The organism is Pseudomonas sp. BF-R-26, from assembly GCF_019947395.1.
Lineage (GTDB): Bacteria > Pseudomonadota > Gammaproteobacteria > Pseudomonadales > Pseudomonadaceae > Aquipseudomonas > Aquipseudomonas farris.
In genome coordinates this window covers 362,451-380,150 of sequence record NZ_JAGYGK010000007.1, presented here as the reverse complement: position 1 = coordinate 380,150, position 17,700 = coordinate 362,451, and the positions used below count along the sequence as shown (strand labels likewise).

Annotated in this window: 14 protein-coding genes and 1 pseudogene; 11 read left to right on the top strand and 4 right to left on the bottom strand. The window is 57.9% G+C overall.

What is annotated here, in order from left to right; translation table 11 throughout:
- Positions 1 to 88 precede the first annotated feature (88 nt).
- A complete protein-coding gene (locus tag KGB18_RS13050; RefSeq protein WP_223570061.1) occupies positions 89 to 664 on the top strand; it encodes an NAD(P)-dependent oxidoreductase in 576 nt (191 codons plus the stop codon).
- Between the two features lie 122 nt (positions 665 to 786).
- On the opposite strand, the gene KGB18_RS13045 is transcribed toward KGB18_RS13050, so the two are convergent.
- On the bottom strand, positions 787 to 1,887 hold the full coding sequence (locus KGB18_RS13045; RefSeq protein ID WP_223570060.1) for a cis-3-hydroxy-L-proline dehydratase: 1,101 nt from the start codon (positions 1,885 to 1,887) through the stop codon (positions 787 to 789).
- A 121-nt stretch (positions 1,888 to 2,008) separates the two neighbouring features.
- On the opposite strand from KGB18_RS13045, the gene KGB18_RS13040 reads away from it, so the two are divergent.
- Entirely contained in the window at positions 2,009 to 3,037 is a 1,029-nt protein-coding gene (locus tag KGB18_RS13040) for a GlxA family transcriptional regulator (protein ID WP_223570059.1), read from the top strand.
- A 40-nt stretch (positions 3,038 to 3,077) separates the two neighbouring features.
- On the opposite strand, the gene KGB18_RS13035 is transcribed toward KGB18_RS13040, so the two are convergent.
- The 3 genes and pseudogenes from KGB18_RS13035 to KGB18_RS13025 all read right to left on the bottom strand — a co-directional run bounded on the left by KGB18_RS13035 (position 3,078) and on the right by KGB18_RS13025 (position 5,613).
- A complete protein-coding gene (locus KGB18_RS13035; RefSeq protein WP_223570071.1) occupies positions 3,078 to 3,668 on the bottom strand; it encodes a trimeric intracellular cation channel family protein in 591 nt (196 codons plus the stop codon).
- Between the two features lie 111 nt (positions 3,669 to 3,779).
- Positions 3,780 to 4,990: pseudogene (locus KGB18_RS13030) on the bottom strand (DUF3422 domain-containing protein); the annotation flags it as partial.
- A gap of 5 nt (positions 4,991 to 4,995) precedes the next feature.
- Complete coding sequence (locus KGB18_RS13025) at positions 4,996 to 5,613, bottom strand: TetR/AcrR family transcriptional regulator (protein WP_223570058.1); 618 nt, start codon at positions 5,611 to 5,613, stop codon at positions 4,996 to 4,998.
- A 115-nt stretch (positions 5,614 to 5,728) separates the two neighbouring features.
- Between KGB18_RS13025 and KGB18_RS13020 the strand changes: the two genes are divergently transcribed.
- The 9 genes from KGB18_RS13020 to KGB18_RS12980 all read left to right on the top strand — a co-directional run bounded on the left by KGB18_RS13020 (position 5,729) and on the right by KGB18_RS12980 (position 17,686).
- Positions 5,729 to 6,478 carry an SDR family NAD(P)-dependent oxidoreductase gene (locus KGB18_RS13020; protein ID WP_223570057.1) on the top strand — a complete coding sequence of 250 codons (750 nt, stop codon included), beginning with the start codon at positions 5,729 to 5,731 and terminating at the stop codon, positions 6,476 to 6,478.
- Entirely contained in the window at positions 6,471 to 7,229 is a 759-nt protein-coding gene (locus KGB18_RS13015) for an SDR family oxidoreductase (protein ID WP_223570056.1), read from the top strand. The genes KGB18_RS13020 and KGB18_RS13015 overlap by 8 nt, the downstream gene beginning before the upstream one ends.
- Before the next feature lie 169 nt (positions 7,230 to 7,398).
- Positions 7,399 to 9,474, top strand: a complete 2,076-nt coding sequence (locus KGB18_RS13010; RefSeq protein WP_223570055.1) for a hydantoinase/oxoprolinase family protein — start codon at positions 7,399 to 7,401, stop codon at positions 9,472 to 9,474.
- Positions 9,475 to 9,503: 29 nt separating this feature from the next.
- Positions 9,504 to 11,171, top strand: a complete 1,668-nt coding sequence (locus tag KGB18_RS13005) for a hydantoinase B/oxoprolinase family protein (RefSeq protein ID WP_223570054.1) — start codon at positions 9,504 to 9,506, stop codon at positions 11,169 to 11,171.
- Positions 11,171 to 12,373, top strand: a complete 1,203-nt coding sequence (locus KGB18_RS13000; protein ID WP_223570053.1) for an aminotransferase class I/II-fold pyridoxal phosphate-dependent enzyme — start codon at positions 11,171 to 11,173, stop codon at positions 12,371 to 12,373. Before KGB18_RS13005 ends, KGB18_RS13000 begins: the two co-directional genes overlap by 1 nt.
- Before the next feature lie 35 nt (positions 12,374 to 12,408).
- Positions 12,409 to 13,221: an NAD-dependent epimerase/dehydratase family protein gene (locus KGB18_RS12995; RefSeq protein ID WP_223570052.1), complete on the top strand. Its 813-nt coding sequence runs from the start codon at positions 12,409 to 12,411 to the stop codon at positions 13,219 to 13,221.
- Positions 13,222 to 13,254: 33 nt separating this feature from the next.
- A complete protein-coding gene (locus KGB18_RS12990) occupies positions 13,255 to 14,451 on the top strand; it encodes an NAD(P)/FAD-dependent oxidoreductase (protein WP_223570051.1) in 1,197 nt (398 codons plus the stop codon).
- A gap of 25 nt (positions 14,452 to 14,476) precedes the next feature.
- On the top strand, positions 14,477 to 16,165 hold the full coding sequence (locus KGB18_RS12985; protein WP_223570050.1) for a thiamine pyrophosphate-binding protein: 1,689 nt from the start codon (positions 14,477 to 14,479) through the stop codon (positions 16,163 to 16,165).
- Between the two features lie 69 nt (positions 16,166 to 16,234).
- A complete protein-coding gene (locus tag KGB18_RS12980) occupies positions 16,235 to 17,686 on the top strand; it encodes an NAD-dependent succinate-semialdehyde dehydrogenase (protein ID WP_223570049.1) in 1,452 nt (483 codons plus the stop codon).
- The last annotated feature ends 14 nt before the right edge of the window (positions 17,687 to 17,700 follow it).

Below are 17,700 nucleotides of genomic sequence, written 5' to 3'. Positions count from 1 at the left end.
TTTGGGTAAGAGCTTCGTTGGCGCATGGAAATCCTGACGTTAAGGGCGATCGCGTCCGCTTAAAAATACGCGGACACCATCGCGCTTAATGCTGGAGTTCGGAAGGTGTGTTCCCGGAACGCTTACGTCACAGCGACGTGTCGGTGTCATGGGGGTTGGCAACCTTGGACGTGCCGCGCTTGATCGTCTTCAACCATTGGCTTTTCGACTCAGTGGCTGGAATCGTTCTTTGAAGGAGGTTCCAGGTGGACGCTGTTACGTCGGCCCAGAACAGCTGGAGGAGTTTTTGGGGCAGTGCGACATCCTGGTGAACATGTTGCCGCTGACTCCAGAAACAGATGGGATCCTCAATTCGGCGAGACTTGATTGTCTGCCTCATGGTGCTGGACTAATAAACGTAGGGCGTGGTGCGCACGTTGTAGAGCGGGATCTGCTTTCTGCGTTGGATGATGGCCGTGTGGGAGGGGCGGTATTGGATGTCCTGATAAAGGAGCCGCCCACTGAAGATAGCCCTTTCTGGAATCATCCCCGCGTACTCTTGACCCCTCATATCGCGAGCGATGTGCAGGTTGAAGGTGGTGTAGCGGTGATAGTTGAGAATCTTCGACGAGAGAGTCATGGGATGCCGCTTCTGAATGTGGTTGATCGGTCTAAAGGCTATTAGATCTCGCGTTGCGAGGGGCTGAAAAAGTCTGCGCTAAATCTAGCCCCGAGCGTCGTAATCCGGCGACACAAACCAGTGTTAAAAGACTTGGCGAGTCTGTTCACTCGGTCTGGAGGGAGGCGTTATTTTATGACGCTGACCGGCGTTCCTAAAACATCCATATTCGGGGTGACACCCAAGCCAGGACGATCAGAGGCGACCATATAGCCGTCCTCAATCTTTGGCCCACCTGATGCGATTTCCAGAGAGTGGTACTCGTGAAACGCTGAAGACTGGAAGTGATACCCTTTAGGCGTTGAGTGAGCCAAGTGCGCAATGGCAGACGTCGCGATCTCGCCGCCCCACGTGTCTTCAATAGTCATCGTGATTCCCATGCTCACGCATAGATCTCTGAACTGCCGCGCTTTTGTCAGTCCGCCTACACGGTTGATCTTCAGGTTGATGACATCCATGGCGCTATCGTTGTAGCCACGGATGAGCGTTCTTAGATCATCCATACACTCATCCAAAATCATTGGATGGTCAGAATGCTTGCGGACGGCAAGGCACTCCTCATAAGAAAGGCATGGCTGCTCGATATAGATATCTACGTCGCGTACCGCTTTGACTACTCGGATTGCCTCGTGTTGACGCCAGCCGGTGTTGGCATCAGCTGCCAGGATGTTGCCGGAACGTAGCACTTCAGATACGGCGAAGATGCGGTCGATATCGCTATTTGCACCCGCTCCCACTTTCATTTGGAATTGCTTGAAGCCCTGATCTTGGTAGGCACTGAGCTTCGCAGCCATCGCATCAGGGGCTTGGCGACTAACCACTTTGAACAGGGTGACTTTGTCTTGAAGAAGGCCGCCAAGGAGGTTGTAGACCGGCTGGCCTGTGGCCTTACCTAAAATATCCCAGCACGCCATGTCAAAAGCCGACTTGACGTAAGGATGGCCTTTCAAAAGCTCGTCCATTCGTTCATTGATCTTGCCGATCTGAATGGGGTCTTCGCCGATCAATCCCTGAGCGATTTTGGCAAGCCCGACTCGCGCTCCCTCGGCGTAAGCTGGAAGGTAGGACGGGCCGAGTGGGCATGTTTCGCCAACGCCAATCAGGCCACTGTCGCACTCTACGATGATCACAGTGCTATCAAAGGCTGTGAATGTCTGAGTAGACCAACTGTAGGAGCCTTCTTTCAGAGGAAGGTCTACCTGATAGATCGAGATTTTTGAAATTTTCAACGGAAACACTCCTGATAGTGAGCTTCAAACAGAGCGTCATACTAATATTGAGAGTAGAGTTCCTAATTGTAGATTTCGGTCATTTTTCGGTAGGATTTGCAATCCATTGAGAGTCGGCATTATGCGCACGGATTACTCCTCCCTTGGCCCGTCCAAGGTTCCTCCCCAGATCGAACCATCGCTCAAAGTAGGGATCGTCCCCACCCCTGACTTCACGCTTTTTTCGCTCTCTTGCTTCGTAGAGTTTCTCCGGCTTTCATCAGACGAAAGCGACTTCAGTAGACAAATTTATTGTTCGTGGGAACTGCTGTCGCATGACGATAAGCCCATCAGGTCTAGCTGTGGTTTTCCATTGGTTCCGACCAAGTCGTATGGTGATCCCACAGCCTATGACTACATCGTTGTGCACGGAGGCGTGCTTCACGGCAACACGCCAATACCTGACGAGCTGTACCGATTTGTAGAAGCTGCAGTAAAAGTTGGTGTTCCTATTGTTGGGCTGTGTACTGGGCAGTTCGTGCTGGCTGAGATGGGCTTGTTGGCGGGCAGGCGTTGCGCTGTTCACTTCTCTCTGTCATCTGCACTGGTTCAGTCCTTCCCAGACGTAATTCCAGTAACGGAAGCCTCGGTGGTCACTGACGGTGAGTTCATAACCTGTCCCGGCGGCTTGGCATCAGTTAACCTCGCCATGCATCTGGTGACAGAAAGCTGTGGTAAATCGCGCGCTCATAAAGCAATGCACTACCTGATGGCGGGCCGAGGTTTTGATGACATGGTGGCCATGAAGCAGGACACGGAGCTTGGGTTGCAATGTTCCGATCAAAGGGTCGTCAATGCGGTGGGGATCATGCGCCAACGGTTGTTCGAAACCGGCTCGGTTACTGACGTGTGTAAGGGGGTAGGGGTAACAGAGCGCGAGCTGACACGCCTGTTCCAGAAACATTTGCGGACTTCACCTGCCGATTACTGGAGGCAAATGCGGATCAAATCCGCTCACTGGATGGTGCTGAACAGTAGTCGGTCTATGACTCAAATTGCCTACGAGTGTGGGTTTACCGATAGCTCACACATGACCCATTGGTTCAAACGCACATTCAACACAACACCTACTCGACTTAGGCGTGTGAATACACAGTTTGGTATCCACTAGCGAGTTGTTGTTTTGTCGCGTCACGGTAATCCAGGACGAATCATCCCTGCTTGGTAGAGAAAACCGCAGGCATTTGAAGATGCAGGTAAATGGCCAAAAATCTTAGACCGAAGCTGAAGAGGAAAGCGATCCATCCTGCGACCCAAATCGACGGGAATACATCACGCAGCACAACGTAAAGGGTGCACCCCAACAAGATTGGCGTTGCGTAGATCTCACGCGACATCAATAGCGAAACTCTTCCGGCCAAGACGTCGCGCGCTATACCACCTCCAATGCTGGTGAGCACGCCCATCATTACTGCCAACGGCGCGGCAAGGTGCAATACCAGCACTTTTTCAGTCGCGGCCAAGCCGAATAGTGCAGCCGCCAAGCCATCGAGATAGAGCAGCAGCCGGTAACGTCGCTGTAGTCTCTGGGTCAGAAAAAACGCCAGCAGTGCAGCAGTCAGGGCGGCCCAAATGTAATTGAAGTCGGCAATCCAGAAGATCGGTAGATCCAGAAGCAGATCTCGTATGGTGCCACCTCCAATCGCGGTGATGATGCCAAGCACCACCGCCCCGAACAGATCGACATCGGCTTTTTGGATAGCCAGCACACCGGTTATTGAGAACACGGCAATGCCAAGCATCTCCTGAAAATAAAGCATCCTGTGTTCCTTTCTCAGGTTACCCAACACCCAACTATGTTGAGACAGTAGCCCAAGATGGAGAAATCGCTTTTTCGGGCACCTGGGCTCGACTGCTGCAGGTATCCGTATCAGTATTTGCATGAGGATGAACGCTGCAATGGGGGCCATTCCGATCACGGCTGATCTGGGAGAAAGGTCCATACCCAGCAAATGCATTCCCGAGAAGAGCATTATTAAAAGGTTCAACACGTAGTAGGTGATGGCGATGATCGAAAGATCTTCCACTGCTCGCTGAATTTTGATCTGTGCATCAGCCCGAGCATTCAGGCTTTTCAAGATTTCGGCGTTCTGCTCCTCCATCTCCACTTGAACACGCGCCTGCAAGAGGTCACCAAGATTTGCCACGCTCTTGGCCAGCACGTCGAGTCGCTGCTCTGTAACAGCACAGTATCTAACCGTCGGCTTGAATCGCCGTTCGATGAATACCCCCAGACGCTGGCAGTCATCCGCGCGGTTTTCCCGTAGTTCCGCCAGGCGCTCGAAGACCAGTTGTGCATAGGCTTGTGTAGCGCTGAAGCGGTGACGATGTTTGGCTGAGAGGCTGACGACTTTTGCCGACAGCTCGGCGATTTCCGAAAGCAGTGCCTTTGCGTTGCTCGTGTCGGGTGCGGCGTTTTTCTCCGACAGGTCGGCCAAGGTTTTATCGAAAGTATTCAGCTGCGAACTCAACTGTTTTGCCGCAGGCAGCGAGAGCGAGGCCATCATGCGATAGGTTTCAATCTCGAGCAGCCGGCGAATCATCCGTCCTTGTCTGTAGGCATTGAGCTGATGGTTTATGAACAGAAAGCGGTTCTCGCCGCATTCGCTTAACCGGAAGTCGCTCCATACTGCCGCATCGCCGCCACCAATGGAGGAACCGCACGGGTCCTTGAAGCCGTATTGCGCGTGATCTCCGGTAAAGGCGCTCTGGTTGCGCACCACAATTTGCACGCGGTTGATCAGCAACTGGGTGTAAGGGCTGATTTTCGCGGCCAGGGCATCAGGAAATGAAATCCATTGCGGGCTATCCGTGGAAGCGGTGACTGCATAAGTGAGGGTAAAGAATTGGGCTGTCGCTCCCATTTCAGCCAGTGCCCATCAAGCCTGATGATGCCTTGGGGTAGATCATCACCAACCGGCTCGGTATAGAGACTGTTGAGCAGTGACTGTCGATCGCATTCACTGCCCATGATGGCCAGGTGAAACACATAAGCCGGCTCGCTGAAGTACAGGGAAGGGCGGGCGTGCAGTTCGTTATGAAGCGCATGTCGTAACGGGTGCATGGTGTTCAAGCCTTCAGCGCTGATTCTTTGCCGCAAGTGATGATGCCCAGGACAAAGTGGGTCAGGGTATCCGTGAGTTTTTGTTCCGGGACTTCAATACTCTGCCAGAGGGACTGTCCGTAGAGCATGCCGATAACGGCCTCGGTGATCAGGCCGGTGCGGTCACTGATACAGCCGGTTTCGCCACACTCTGCGGAAATGATGGCCTTCAACAGGGCGGCGTAGCTGCTCTTGAGCTGGTTGATTTTCTGTTGTTGTTCATCGGTCAGATTGACGAACTCACGGGTTACCAATAGCAGCCGGTGCTTCTCGGTCAAGTTGAAAACCACAAATGCATGCACAAAGCGCTGAAGACGGTCGCGATGAGTCCGGGCGCCGCGCATTCGGCGCTTGGTATCGGCCAATAGGTCAGATACCGCGCCTTCGATCAGCTCGAACAACAGGCACTGTTTGTTCTCGATATGGTTGTACAGCGAGCCGGCATGCAGCCCCAACTGGCCTGCCAGGTCGCGCAGGCCTACGGCCTGGTAGCCGCGCGTGGCAAAGAGTTCCAGCGCCACCTCCAGAAGGCGGTCGCGGGCACTGTTGGGTACAGGTTTCGAGGAAGCGGTGGCCGCAGGCATTGTGCTGTCCTGTGTGCTTGATCTGGGTATTTGCCGACCATTGTCGGACAAATTCGGTTTGACCAAATGTAAGACAACAGGCATCTTACGTAAAGACTAATCGCGGAGGTGTTTTATGGATGGACAAACGGTCGTAATCGTCGGTGGCGCTTCGGGTCTGGGGCTGGAAACGGCCAAGCTGATGCGTAAACGCGGCGCAGGCAAAATCGGCATCATCGATAGAAATGAGCTGTTGATGGCGGCGGCGGCAGAGATTTTGCGTGCCGATGGTTGCGAGGTTGCCACGGCAGTGGGTGACATCTCCCGCCAGGCGTCCGCTCATGGTGCTTTCCAGCAAATCGTCGATGCGCTGGGTCGCGTGGATTGTCTGGTCAACAGCGCCGCGATTTATCCGCGCAAGGACATTTTCGAGATCACTGACGAAGAGTGGGATATGGAAAATGCGGTCAACATCAAAGGCACCTACCACATGATGGTGGCGGCGGTGAAACACATGCAGGCCTATGTGGCTGCGCCCGCCGTGACAGGTCGTATCGTCAATGTCACCTCGGTAGACGCATTCAAGGCCCATCCTCAGAACGCCCATTACGCCGCGACCAAAGCCGCTGTGGTCAGTCTGACCAAATCATTCGCCCAGGCGTGTGCCAAGGACCAGATCCTGGTCAACTCCGTAGCGCCGGCCGGGTTTGCCACCGAACGCGCCAAGCAGTTGGGCTTCCTCGGTGAGCTGGCTGCGGCGAACCCGTTGGGACGCGCCGCTGAACCCGCCGAGATCGCCGAGTGGATCGTCATGATGGGCAGCAGCCGTAACAGCTACGCCACCGGTGAAAACGTGATCGTCAGCGGAGGATACATCTATGCCTGATTCAGTGTCGGTGCCGGCGGTTTATCGTCGGGCGCTGGTGACGGGCGCCACCAGCGGCATTGGTAAAGCCGTGGTATTGGCATTGCGTGATGCCGGTTTGCAAGTAATTGCGGTGGGGCGCAGCCCGGAAGCATTGGCCGAGTTGCACCAGGAGCCGGGCGTGACAGTGGTCGAGGCCGATGTACGCCAGGCAGAGGCGTTCACTGAAGTCCTCGCGAATTACCCGGTGGATGTGCTGGTCAACAATGCCGGTGTGTTGTCTACCCGCTCGTCCTTCCAGGAGATGGATCCGGCTGAAATCGACAACATGTTCGATATCAACCTGAAAGCGCCTTTGCATCTGGCACGCAAGGCATTGCCCGGAATGATCGAGCGTGGCATCGGCCATCTATTCTTTATTGGCTCCAGTGCCGGTCGGGCGCCGCATCCAGGCGCTGCGGTTTATGGTGCGTCCAAGGCTGGTATCAGCCTGTTCTGCGACGCCTTGCGCTGCGACTTACTCGGCAGCGGGGTACGGGTGACGGAAATCGCCCCCGGACGGGTCCAGACTCAACTGTACAAAAACGCCATGGGCATGCAGGCCGCTGGCGCCGAATTGTACGAAGGTTATGAGTCGATCATGCCGGAAGATATTGCGACGTTGCTGCTGGCAGCATTGAGCTTGCCGCAACAAGTGGATGTGTCACGTCTGGAGGTGTTCCCGACCGCACAAGCGGTAGGCGGGGCGCGGATGGTCAAGACCAAGGGTTGATGTTAAAGGCCGGGATTTCGTGGATCCCGGTCGACACTTTTACGAGTGTCTGGAGAAGCAGAATACCGTGTGACAATGCTTGACTACCTGTAAGACAACATATAACTTACATTTCAAGCGGGCTTGATTGCCTCTTGTCATGAAACCGGGAATTTCAGGGGATACGACGATGACTGCTACTTCATGCCGGGTCGGCGTGGACATAGGTGGGACCTTTACCGATATCGCGCTGGACGTAGGCGGGGTATTGCATTCAACCAAAATTCTTACCGACTATGAGCTGCCAGAGCGTGCCATTCTCACCGGTGTGAAAAGTGTCATCGAGGCCGCCGGCCTGAAGCTGTCCGACATTGATCAACTGATCCACGGCACCACCCTGGCCACCAACGCATTGATCGAGCGACGTGGGGCCAAGACTGCATTCATCACCACCGAAGGTTTTCGTGACACGCTGGAAATGCGCACCGAAAACCGCTTCGAACAGTACGACATCAATATCACCTTGCCGCCGCCGCTGATCGAGCGCGAGCACCGCTACACCCTGCGCGAGCGCCTGGATGTTCACGGTGATGTGTTGATCGCCCCAGCGCAGGCTGATATCGATGCACTGGTTGAGCGGGTGGCCGAGGGCAATTACGAAAGCATCGCGGTCGGCCTGATTCACAGCTACGTCAACGGCGTCCACGAACGTCTGCTGCGCGACGCTTTGCAGCGCCGGCTGCCGCAGGTGTCGGTCTCGATCTCCAGCGAAGTGTCGCCGCAGATGCGTGAGTTCGAACGTTTCAATACCGTGTGCGCCAACGCCTACGTCAAGCCGCTGATCAAGTCCTACCTTGACCGCCTGGTGGTGACGCTCAAGGCGTCCGGCGCCGATTGCCCGGTGTTCATGATTCACTCCGGCGGCGGGATCATCTCGGTGCAGAGCGCCGCGGAGTTTCCCGTGCGCCTGGTTGAGTCCGGACCTGCCGGCGGGGCGATTTTCGCTGCCGATATTGCGCGCAAGTACTCGCTGGATTCGGTAGTTTCATTCGACATGGGCGGTACCACGGCGAAGATTTGCCTGATCGAAAACCAGGTGCCGAAGACCGCCAAGACCTTTGAAGTGGCGCGTACCTACCGCTTCAAGAAGGGCAGTGGCATGCCGATCTCGATCCCGGTGGTGGAGATGGTCGAAATCGGTGCCGGTGGCGGTTCCATCGCCAGCATCGACAGCATGCGTCAGATCCGGGTCGGGCCGCACAGTGCCGGTTCCGAGCCAGGCCCTGCGTGCTACGGCCGTGGCGGCCTGGAGCCGACTATCACCGATGCCAACCTGTTGCTGGGGCGCCTGGATCCTGACAACTTCGCCGGCGGCGCCATGCGTCTGTCCACTGACAATGCCGCCTCGGCGACGGCTCGCGCCATCGGTCAGCCATTGAACATGGAGGCGGTCACCGCCGCCTACGGCATTTGTGAAGTGGTCGATGAAAACATGGCCAACGCCGGCCGTGTGCATGCCGTTGAAAGCGGCAAGGACATCGCCGAATACACCATGATCACCTTCGGTGGTGGCGGTCCGCTGCACGCGGCGCGTCTGTGCGAAAAAATGGGCGTGTCGCGCTTCCTCGTACCCGCGGGTGCTGGCGTCGGGTCGGCTATTGGCTTTCTGCGTGCGCCATTTGGTTACGAGGCAGTACGCAGTGCCTTTGTGCGACTTTCTGAATTTGATGCGCCACAGGTCAATGCCCTGATTGACGACATGAAGTCCGAGTCCATCGGTTTCCTGCGCCAGGGCATGCCTGAAGGCGAGCCTGAGCTGGAATGCACAGCATTCATGCGTTACGTCGGCCAGGGCTGGGAAATTCCCGTCTCTTTGCCATTCAAGCCTTTCAGCAATAGCGACACCGCACAGTTCAAGACGCTGTTTGAAGCCGCTTACACGCAATTCTTCGGTCGCCCGATCGAAGGGCCCGATGTCGAGATCGTTAGCTGGTCGGTTAAAGCCAGTTCGCCGTTATTGCCGGTGCAGCCAGTCCAGCAGATCGGCGCCTCGCATCGTGCTCACGAGGTATCGCGTCGAGAAGTCTTCGACGTCGTCAGCGGTGGTTTTGTCGATGCTGGCATCTTCCAGCGTGAGGAGCTGCAGCCGGGTGCTCGCATTGATGGCCCGGCCATCATCGCCGAGCGCGAAACATCGACCTTCGTGTCGTCCTCCTTTACCGCCACCGTTCAGCCTGACGGCTGCCTGCTGGTTGTCCGGCGCTGAGCGTCCCTTGCATAGAAGGCGATTTTCCCATGAGCGATACCTTGATCGATATTCAAATGCAGGTGATGTGGAATCGCCTGATTTCGGTGGTTGAAGAACAGGCCCTGACGCTGATTCGCACGGCGTTCTCCACCAGCGTGCGTGAAGCTGGCGACTTGTCCGCCGGGGTCTTCGACCGTGCCGGCAATATGCTTGCCCAGGCCGTCACCGGGACGCCGGGGCACGTCAACACCATGGCCGAGGCGGTGGTGCACTTCATCAACGACATCGGCCTGGACAACATCTTTGAGGGCGATGTCTACGTGACCAACGACCCGTGGAAGGGCACCGGTCACTTGCACGACATCACCATCGTTTCGCCCTCGTTCTACAAGGGCAAGTTGATCGGCTATTTCGCCAGCACCGCCCACGTGGTCGATATCGGCGGTCGCGGTTTCGGCCCGGATGCCCGTGAAGTCTACGAAGAAGGCTTGTTTATTCCGATCATGAAGTTGTTCGAACGCGGCAAGGTCAACCGCGACCTGATCAACATCTTGCGCAACAACGTGCGCGAGAACGATCGGGTGGTGGGTGATTTCTACGCGCTGTCGGCCTGCAACGAGACCGGTCACAAGCGCTTGCTGAGCATGCTTGAGGAGTTCCGCCTGGAAGACCTGGAGCACATCGGCGGCTTCATCCTGGAACACAGTCGCCGTGCCACGCTGGAATGCTTCAAGTCCCTGCCGTACGGCACCTACCAGAACAGCATGACCCTGGATGGTTACGATGTTCCGGTGACCTTGTCGGTAACGCTGACGGTCGGGCCGGATGGCATTTTGACTGATTTCAGCGGCACCTCCGGCATGAGTCAGTTCGGTATCAACGTACCGCTGGGCTATGCCAAGGCCTACGCCTGTTATGGCCTCAAGTGCATCGTCGCACCAGAGATCCCGAACAACTCCGCGTCGCTCGCGCCGTTCGATGTGGTGGCGCCCGAGGGCTGCATTCTCAACGCCAAGCATCCGGCGCCGGTCTCGGTGCGTCACGTGCTCGGACATTTCGTGCCTGACCTGGTGCTCGGTGCGTTGCACAAATGCTTGCACGGCCAGGTCCCGGCCGAGGGCGCCAGTGCCCTGTGGAACCTGCACTTGAGCGTTCGCCCGCTGGAAAGCAATCCAGAAGGGAGCAATGCCGAGATGCTGATGTTCAACAGCGGCGGCATGGGCGCACGCGCAGCCAAGGACGGCTTGAGTGCCACGGCGTTCCCGAGTGGCGTGCACACCATGCCGGTCGAGGCCACCGAGCATGCCGGACCTGTGATTGTCTGGCGCAAGGAGCTGCGTAACGGTTCCGGTGGTGCCGGGCAGCTGCGCGGTGGCCTGGGGCAGGAGATCGAAGTATCGGCTGCCGAGGGTTATTCGTTCCGCTTCAGTGCCATGTTTGACCGCATTCTCTACCCGGCTCGCGGCCTTGAAGGCGGCAAGGAAGGCGCCAAGGGTTATGTCGGCCTGGACGATGGCACGCTGCTGCGCGGCAAGGGCCAGCAGTTCGTGCCCTCGGAGCGACGTCTGATTCTCAGTCTGCCAGGCGGCGGTGGCTACGGTGATCCGCGTCAGCGTCCACGTGAGGACGTCGAGCGCGACCTGCGCTTTGGCTACATCAGTGCCGAACAGGCGCGTGACGATTATGGCTATGAAGCCGGGCAGGGGACCAAGTGATGGAATTTCAAAGTTCGCGGGTCAGGACAGTCAAGAGTTCGCCCAGCATGGCGGTGTCGGTTCTGGCCAAGAAAATGCTCGCTCAAGGCGAGCCGGTGATCAACCTCAGCCTGGGCGAGCCGGATTTCAATACCCCGGCCCACGTGATCGAGGCGGCCTACCAGGCGATGCTCGACGGCAACAACCACTACACTGCGCCCAACGGCTATGAGGCATTGCGTCAGGCCATCGTCGACAAATTCTCTCGTGAAAACGATCTGAATTACGGCCTGGACGAAATCTGCGTCGCCAACGGTGCCAAGCAGCTGCTGTTCAATGCCTTCCTGGCGACCCTGGAGCCGGGCGACGAGGTCATCACACCGGCGCCGTATTGGGTGTCCTACACCGATATGGTGTTGCTCAACGGCGGTGTGCCGAAGGTCATTCCCTGCGGTTCCGAGTATGGGTTCAAGCTCGACGCTGCGCGGCTGGAAGCGGCCATTACGCCGAAGACACGCTGGCTGATGCTCAACTCGCCGAACAATCCCTGCGGTGCGATTTACAGTCGGGAAGAGTTCGCCGCCCTGGGTGCGGTTTTACAGAAACACCCACGGGTTCTGGTGATCTCCGATGAGATCTACGAGCACATCATCCTCGGCGACAAGCCTTTCGTGCCGTTCGTGACCGCGTGCCCCGAGCTGCGTGAGCGCACGCTGCTGATCAACGGCGTGTCCAAGGCCTACGCGATGACGGGCTATCGCCTGGGGTATGCCGCCGGCCCGAAAGCGCTGATCGTGGCAATGAACAAGACCCAGTCGCAGACCACGACCTGCCCGTCGGCCATCTCACAGTTGGCAGCGGCTGCCGCCTTGAGCGGTCCACAGGATTTTGTACGTGACGCCAATCGCGAGTATCAGGCCCGAGGTGCAATGGTTGTCGAAGGTCTGGCGGCAATCGACGGTCTGGAACTGCAAATGCCGGAAGGGGCGTTCTATGCCTTCCCGAAATGCTCGGCGTTTATCGGCAAGCGTACGCCCGACGGACAAGTAATCGAAACCGATACCGATCTTGCCAACTACCTGTTGCGAGTCGGCAAGGTTGCAACGGTCCCGGGCTCTGCGTTTGGTCTTGAGCCCTACATTCGCCTGTCTTTCGCAACATCCCGCCAACAGCTTGAGCAGGCAATCGTGCAGATGCGCGATGCCCTGGCCCTGTTGGTTTAAGCGTTGCAGTCACTGACTAATTCGAGATTGATCTGATGAGCAAGCCTTTTAAACGACTGTTGATTACCGGGGCTGCCGGCCGCTTGGGCAAAGTCTTGCGCGAGCACTTGCGGGACTTCGCCGATGAGCTGCGCCTGACCGATATCGCTGACATGGGCACGGCGGCGCCGCACGAACAGCTGGTGCGCTGCGACCTGGGCAATCTGGCCGATGTGCTGCCGCTGGCCGAGGGTGTTGATGCGATTATCCACGCCGGTGGTATACCGCTGGAAAATACCTTTGCCGCGATCCTCAACGGCAATATCGTCGGTACCTACAACATCTACGAAGCCGCGCGTCAGCATGGTGTGAAGCGAGTGGTTTATACCAGCTCCAACCATGCCATCGGTTTCTATGACCGTACCGAGACCATCGACTCCACTGTTGCGCATCGCCCCGACAGCCTGTACGGCGTGAGCAAATGCTTTGCCGAGGATCTGGGGCGCTATTACTGGGACAAGTTCGGCGTCGAGTCGGTGAATCTGCGGATTGGCTCCTCGTTTGAAGAGCCGTTGGATCGCCGCATGCTGGCGACCTGGTTGTCGTTCGCCGACTTCGCTCAACTGGTGCAGCGCTCGCTGACCGCGCCACGCGTTGCGCACATGATCGTCTACGGCATGTCGGCCAACCGTGAGTCGCTGTGGGACAACCGCATGGCCTCCTCGATTGGCTACGTGCCACAGGACAGCGCCGATGATTACCGCGAAAAAATCGAAGCGAAATTCCCGCCCATGGACCCCAATGAGCCTGCCGCGCGCTACCACGGTGGCAATTTTGCCGGCGCAGGCCATTTCGAAGATCCGAAGTAACGTTTCCCTATCGAATTCTTAGAGGTCCGAACCATGGCTTCGACAGCTACAAAGCAACACTACGACGTAGTGATCGTGGGCGGCGCGGTGAACGGCAGTGCCACGGCTTACTTCCTGGCCAATAACCCGGACTTCACCGGGTCTGTGCTGGTCATCGAGCGCGACTGGACCTATGCGCAGTCGGCCACGGCGCTCTCCAGCAGCTCGATCCGCGTGCAGTTTTCCAACCCGATCAACATCCAGATCTCTCGGTTTGGCGCGCAGTTTATCCGCGATTTCCCGCAACTGATGGAGGTCAATGGAGACAAGCCTGACCTCGCCTTCAAGGAAAACGGCTATCTGTTCCTCGCTGACCAGACGGGTTTCGAGGTGCTCAAGCGTTTGCACCAGACCCAGCTCGATAACGGTGCCGATGTCACGCTGATGGACACCGAAGCGCTGGTTCGGCGCTTCCCTTGGGTCAACCCTGACAGTCTGGCTGGTGGTACTTACGGCGAGAAGGACGAGGGCTGGTTCGACAACTACGGGATCATGAACGGCTTTCGCAAGAAAGCGCGCTCAATGGGTGTGGAGTACATCGAGAATGAAGTGGTCGAGGTGCTGCGCAAGGGAGATCTGGTCACGGGGGTGACCCTGGCCAGTGGCGAACGTATCGACTGTGATTATCTGATCAACACCGCTGGCACCCGTGGGCCCAAGGTCGCCCGAATGGCGGGCTTGCAGATACCGGTCGAACCGCGTCGGCGCTCGCTGTTCGTTTTCGACTGCCATACGCCTCTGGAAGGTGTCGTGCCCTTGACCATCGACCCGACCGGAGTGTTTTTCCGCCCGGAAGGCCACCTGTATCTGGGCGGCACCTATCCAAAGTCGGACCCGGAAGTGGACTTCGATGACTTCGACGTGTTGCACGACGAGTTCGAGGAAGAGGTCTGGCCGATTCTCGCCGAGCGAGTCCCCGCTTTCGAGGCGATCAAGGTGGTCAACTCCTGGGCCGGTCACTATGACTTCTGCGTGCTGGATCACAACGCAATCGTCGGGCCTCACAACGAAGTGCGCAATTTCCTCTTCTGCAACGGCTTCAGCGGTCATGGCCTTCAGCAGGCGCCGGCAATCGGTCGTGGCTTGAGTGAGCTGATCACTTACGGCGAATACCGCAGCCTGGACCTGAGTGCGCTGTCTTATGAGCGCGTAGTTGAAAACCGTCCCTTTTTGGAAGACTCGGTCATCTGACCGCGTGGCCTGATGGAGAGCAGCGATGACTAACAATAATTCCACAGCGACCCGCACGGGCGGTCAGGTGTTGGTCGATGCATTGCGCATCAACGGCGTCGAGCGTGCCTTCTGTGTGCCGGGCGAAAGTTATCTGGCGGTGCTCGATGCGCTGCATGATGCCAAGGACGATATCGAACTGATCGTTTGCCGCCAGGAAGGTGGGGCAGCTTACATGGCCGAGGCTTATGGCAAGCTGACCGGCAAGCCGGGTATCTGCTTCGTGACCCGTGGTCCGGGTGCAACCAATGCTTCGGTAGGCGTGCACACGGCGTTTCAGGATTCCACGCCAATGATCCTGTTCATCGGCCAGGTGGCTCGGGATCAGGTTGAGCGTGAAGCCTTCCAGGAAATCGACTATCGCCGCATGTTTGGGCAGATGGCCAAATGGGTCGTGGAAGTGGACGACGCCTCGCGCTTGCCGGAGCTGCTGAGCCAGGCCTTCCATCGCGCCACCAATGGTCGACCCGGACCGGTCGTGGTGGCGCTGCCGGAAGACATGCTGACGGACCTGGTGGATGTGGCCGATGCCGGTCCGGCGCAAGCCATCGAACCGGCTGCTTCACCCGCTTCGCTTGAGCAATTGCAAAGCCTGATCGGCCAGGCGCAGCGTCCGCTGGTAGTACTCGGTGGCGGTGGTTGGAGCGCTGAAGCTGTCAGCGACATCCGTACATTCATCGAGAAACAGAACCTGCCGGTGGCGGCATCATTCCGTTGCCAGGACCTGTTCAACAACACGCTGCCCAATTACGCCGGTGACTTGGGTCTGGCGGCTGGGCCCGAGCTGGTCGAGGCCGTCAGGAATTCAGATCTGTTGCTGGTGATTGGCGCACGCCTCGGCGAGATGACCACCGGTGGCTATTCGCTGGTGAACATCCCTGTACCCAAGCAAAAGCTGATTCACGTGCATGCGGGCATTGAAGAGCTGGGACGGGTCTATCAACCGACACTGGCGATCAACGCCGGGATGAAAACCTTCGCCGCGCAGGTTGCTGCTTTGCCGGCCGTCAATCCGCAAGGGCTGGCTAACTGGACGGCACAACTCAATCGTGGCTATCGCGCAAACTTTGACTGTCCCGCCTCTCCGGGACCGGTGCAAATGAGCGAGGTCATCGCCTGGCTCAATGATCGCCTGCCCCACGACAGCATCATCACCTGTGGCGCGGGCAACTACACCGGCTGGGTGCACCGCGGCTATCAGCACCGGACCTTCCGTACGTTGTTGGGCCCAACCAACGGTTCGATGGGGTATGGGGTGCCGGCTGCGGTGGCGGCCAAAATCACCGCTCCAGAGCGTACGGTCGTGGCATTCGCCGGCGATGGCTGTTTCCTCATGAACGGTCAGGAGCTGGCAACGGCCGCCAACTATGACGCCCGTCTGGTGGTGATCGTGGTGAACAACGGCATGTACGGCACCATCCGCATGCACCAGGAGCGTAGCTATCCAGGTCGAGTTTCCGGCACGGAGTTGCACAACCCGGATTTCGCCATGTTGGCCCGCTCCTATGGTTTTCATGCTGAAACTGTCGTGGCAACCGAACAGTTCGCCAAGGCCTTCGAGCGGTGTGTCGCTTCGCAGAAACCGGCCTTGATCGAGATTCAGGTTGACCCGGAAGCACTGACGCCGCGAATGACCCTGAGTCAGATACGCGAAAAAGCCCTCGCTTCGCGCTGATTGACCTCGGGCGGGACGGATGGATCGTCCCGCCTTTTTTTTGCCTTCAATTTATACGAGCGCCTCATCATGAGACTTGCCGATCCTGAACTGCTGCGTGAACTTTGCTACATCGATGGTCAATGGGTGGCGGCTGACACTGCTCAGACAATTGACGTGACCAACCCGGCCACCGGCGAGGTGATCGGATGTGTACCGCGCATGGGTGCCGACGAAACCCGGCGCGCGATCAATGCGGCGCAGGCCGCGTTGCCCGCCTGGCGGGCGCTCACCGCCAAGGAGCGAGCCTCACGACTGCAAGCCTGGTTTCGCGAAATCATGGCTCATCAGCAAGACCTGGCGCAGATTATGACCGCCGAGCAAGGCAAGCCCCTGGCCGAGGCGCGCGGCGAAATTGCCTTCGCCGCCGCTTATGTGGAGTGGTACGCGGAGGAGGGCAAGCGCATCTATGGCGATGTGATCCCGTCGCCCCATGCTGATCGACGACTGATCGTGACCAAGGAACCCATTGGCGTTTGTGCTGCGATTACCCCGTGGAACTTTCCGGCGGCGATGATCACCCGCAAGGCTGCGCCGGCGTTGGCGGCGGGCTGCACACTGGTGTTGAAACCGGCTTCACAGACGCCTTTCAGCGCGCTGGCTCTGTGCGTGCTGGCGGAGCGGGCGGGCATTCCCCGTGGAGTGTTGAGCGTGATCACGGGCGACTCCGGGGCGATTGGCGGTGAGCTGACGTCTAGCCCGATTGTGCGCAAGTTGTCGTTCACCGGCTCCACGCCGATTGGCATCAAACTGCTTGAGCAATGCGCTGCCACGGTCAAGAAAGTCACCATGGAGCTGGGCGGCAATGCGCCTTTCATTGTGTTTGACGACGCAGATCTCGACGCGGCAGTCGAGGGTGCGCTGATTGCCAAATTCCGCAATGCCGGGCAGACCTGCGTGTGCGCTAACCGCTTTTTTATCCAGGATGGCATCTATGATCGTTTCGTCGAGAAATTCGCCGCGCGGATCAACAGCCTGGTGGTAGGAGAAGGCACTCAAGCGGGTATCGAGGTGGGGCCGATGATCGACACCAAGGCTCTGGCCGGCGTCGAGGCTTTAGTGGTCGAGGCTCGGGACTCCGGAGCCCGGGTCGTGGCGGGCGGCAAGCGTCATGCCTTGGGTGGCGCCTTCTACGAGCCGACCCTGCTGGCCGACGTCACCGCCGATATGCGTGTGGCTCAGGAGGAAATCTTCGGGCCGGTGGCGCCGTTGTTCCGCTTCAGTAGCGAAAGCGAGGTCATTGCCTTGGCAAACGCTACGGAGTTCGGTCTGGCCTGTTACCTCTATGCCCGTGATCTTGGGCGGGTATGGCGGGTGTCGGAGGCACTGGAATACGGCATGGTGGGTGTCAACGTAGGGGTGCTGGCAACCGAGGTGGCGCCGTTTGGCGGGGTTAAAGCTTCGGGTCTGGGTCGTGAAGGATCACGCTATGGCATCGAAGATTATGTCGAAATCAAGTACCTGTGCCTGGGGCTTGGCTGACGGAATGGAACAGC

Excerpts from the sequence above, each read along its gene's own strand:
- KGB18_RS12985 (WP_223570050.1), top strand. The coding sequence starts at position 14,477 with ATGACTAACAATAATTCCACAGCGACCCGCACGGGCGGTCAGGTGTTG.
- KGB18_RS13005 (WP_223570054.1), top strand. The coding sequence starts at position 9,504 with ATGAGCGATACCTTGATCGATATTCAAATGCAGGTGATGTGGAATCGC.
- KGB18_RS13010 (WP_223570055.1), top strand. The coding sequence starts at position 7,399 with ATGACTGCTACTTCATGCCGGGTCGGCGTGGACATAGGTGGGACCTTT.
- KGB18_RS13015 (WP_223570056.1), top strand. The coding sequence starts at position 6,471 with ATGCCTGATTCAGTGTCGGTGCCGGCGGTTTATCGTCGGGCGCTGGTG.
- KGB18_RS13025 (WP_223570058.1), bottom strand. The coding sequence starts at position 5,613 with ATGCCTGCGGCCACCGCTTCCTCGAAACCTGTACCCAACAGTGCCCGC.
- KGB18_RS13040 (WP_223570059.1), top strand. The coding sequence starts at position 2,009 with ATGCGCACGGATTACTCCTCCCTTGGCCCGTCCAAGGTTCCTCCCCAG.
- KGB18_RS12990 (WP_223570051.1), top strand. The coding sequence starts at position 13,255 with ATGGCTTCGACAGCTACAAAGCAACACTACGACGTAGTGATCGTGGGC.
- KGB18_RS12980 (WP_223570049.1), top strand. The coding sequence starts at position 16,235 with ATGAGACTTGCCGATCCTGAACTGCTGCGTGAACTTTGCTACATCGAT.
- KGB18_RS13000 (WP_223570053.1), top strand. The coding sequence starts at position 11,171 with ATGGAATTTCAAAGTTCGCGGGTCAGGACAGTCAAGAGTTCGCCCAGC.
- KGB18_RS12995 (WP_223570052.1), top strand. The coding sequence starts at position 12,409 with ATGAGCAAGCCTTTTAAACGACTGTTGATTACCGGGGCTGCCGGCCGC.
- KGB18_RS13020 (WP_223570057.1), top strand. The coding sequence starts at position 5,729 with ATGGATGGACAAACGGTCGTAATCGTCGGTGGCGCTTCGGGTCTGGGG.
- KGB18_RS13050 (WP_223570061.1), top strand. The coding sequence starts at position 89 with ATGCTGGAGTTCGGAAGGTGTGTTCCCGGAACGCTTACGTCACAGCGA.
- KGB18_RS13035 (WP_223570071.1), bottom strand. The coding sequence starts at position 3,668 with ATGCTTGGCATTGCCGTGTTCTCAATAACCGGTGTGCTGGCTATCCAA.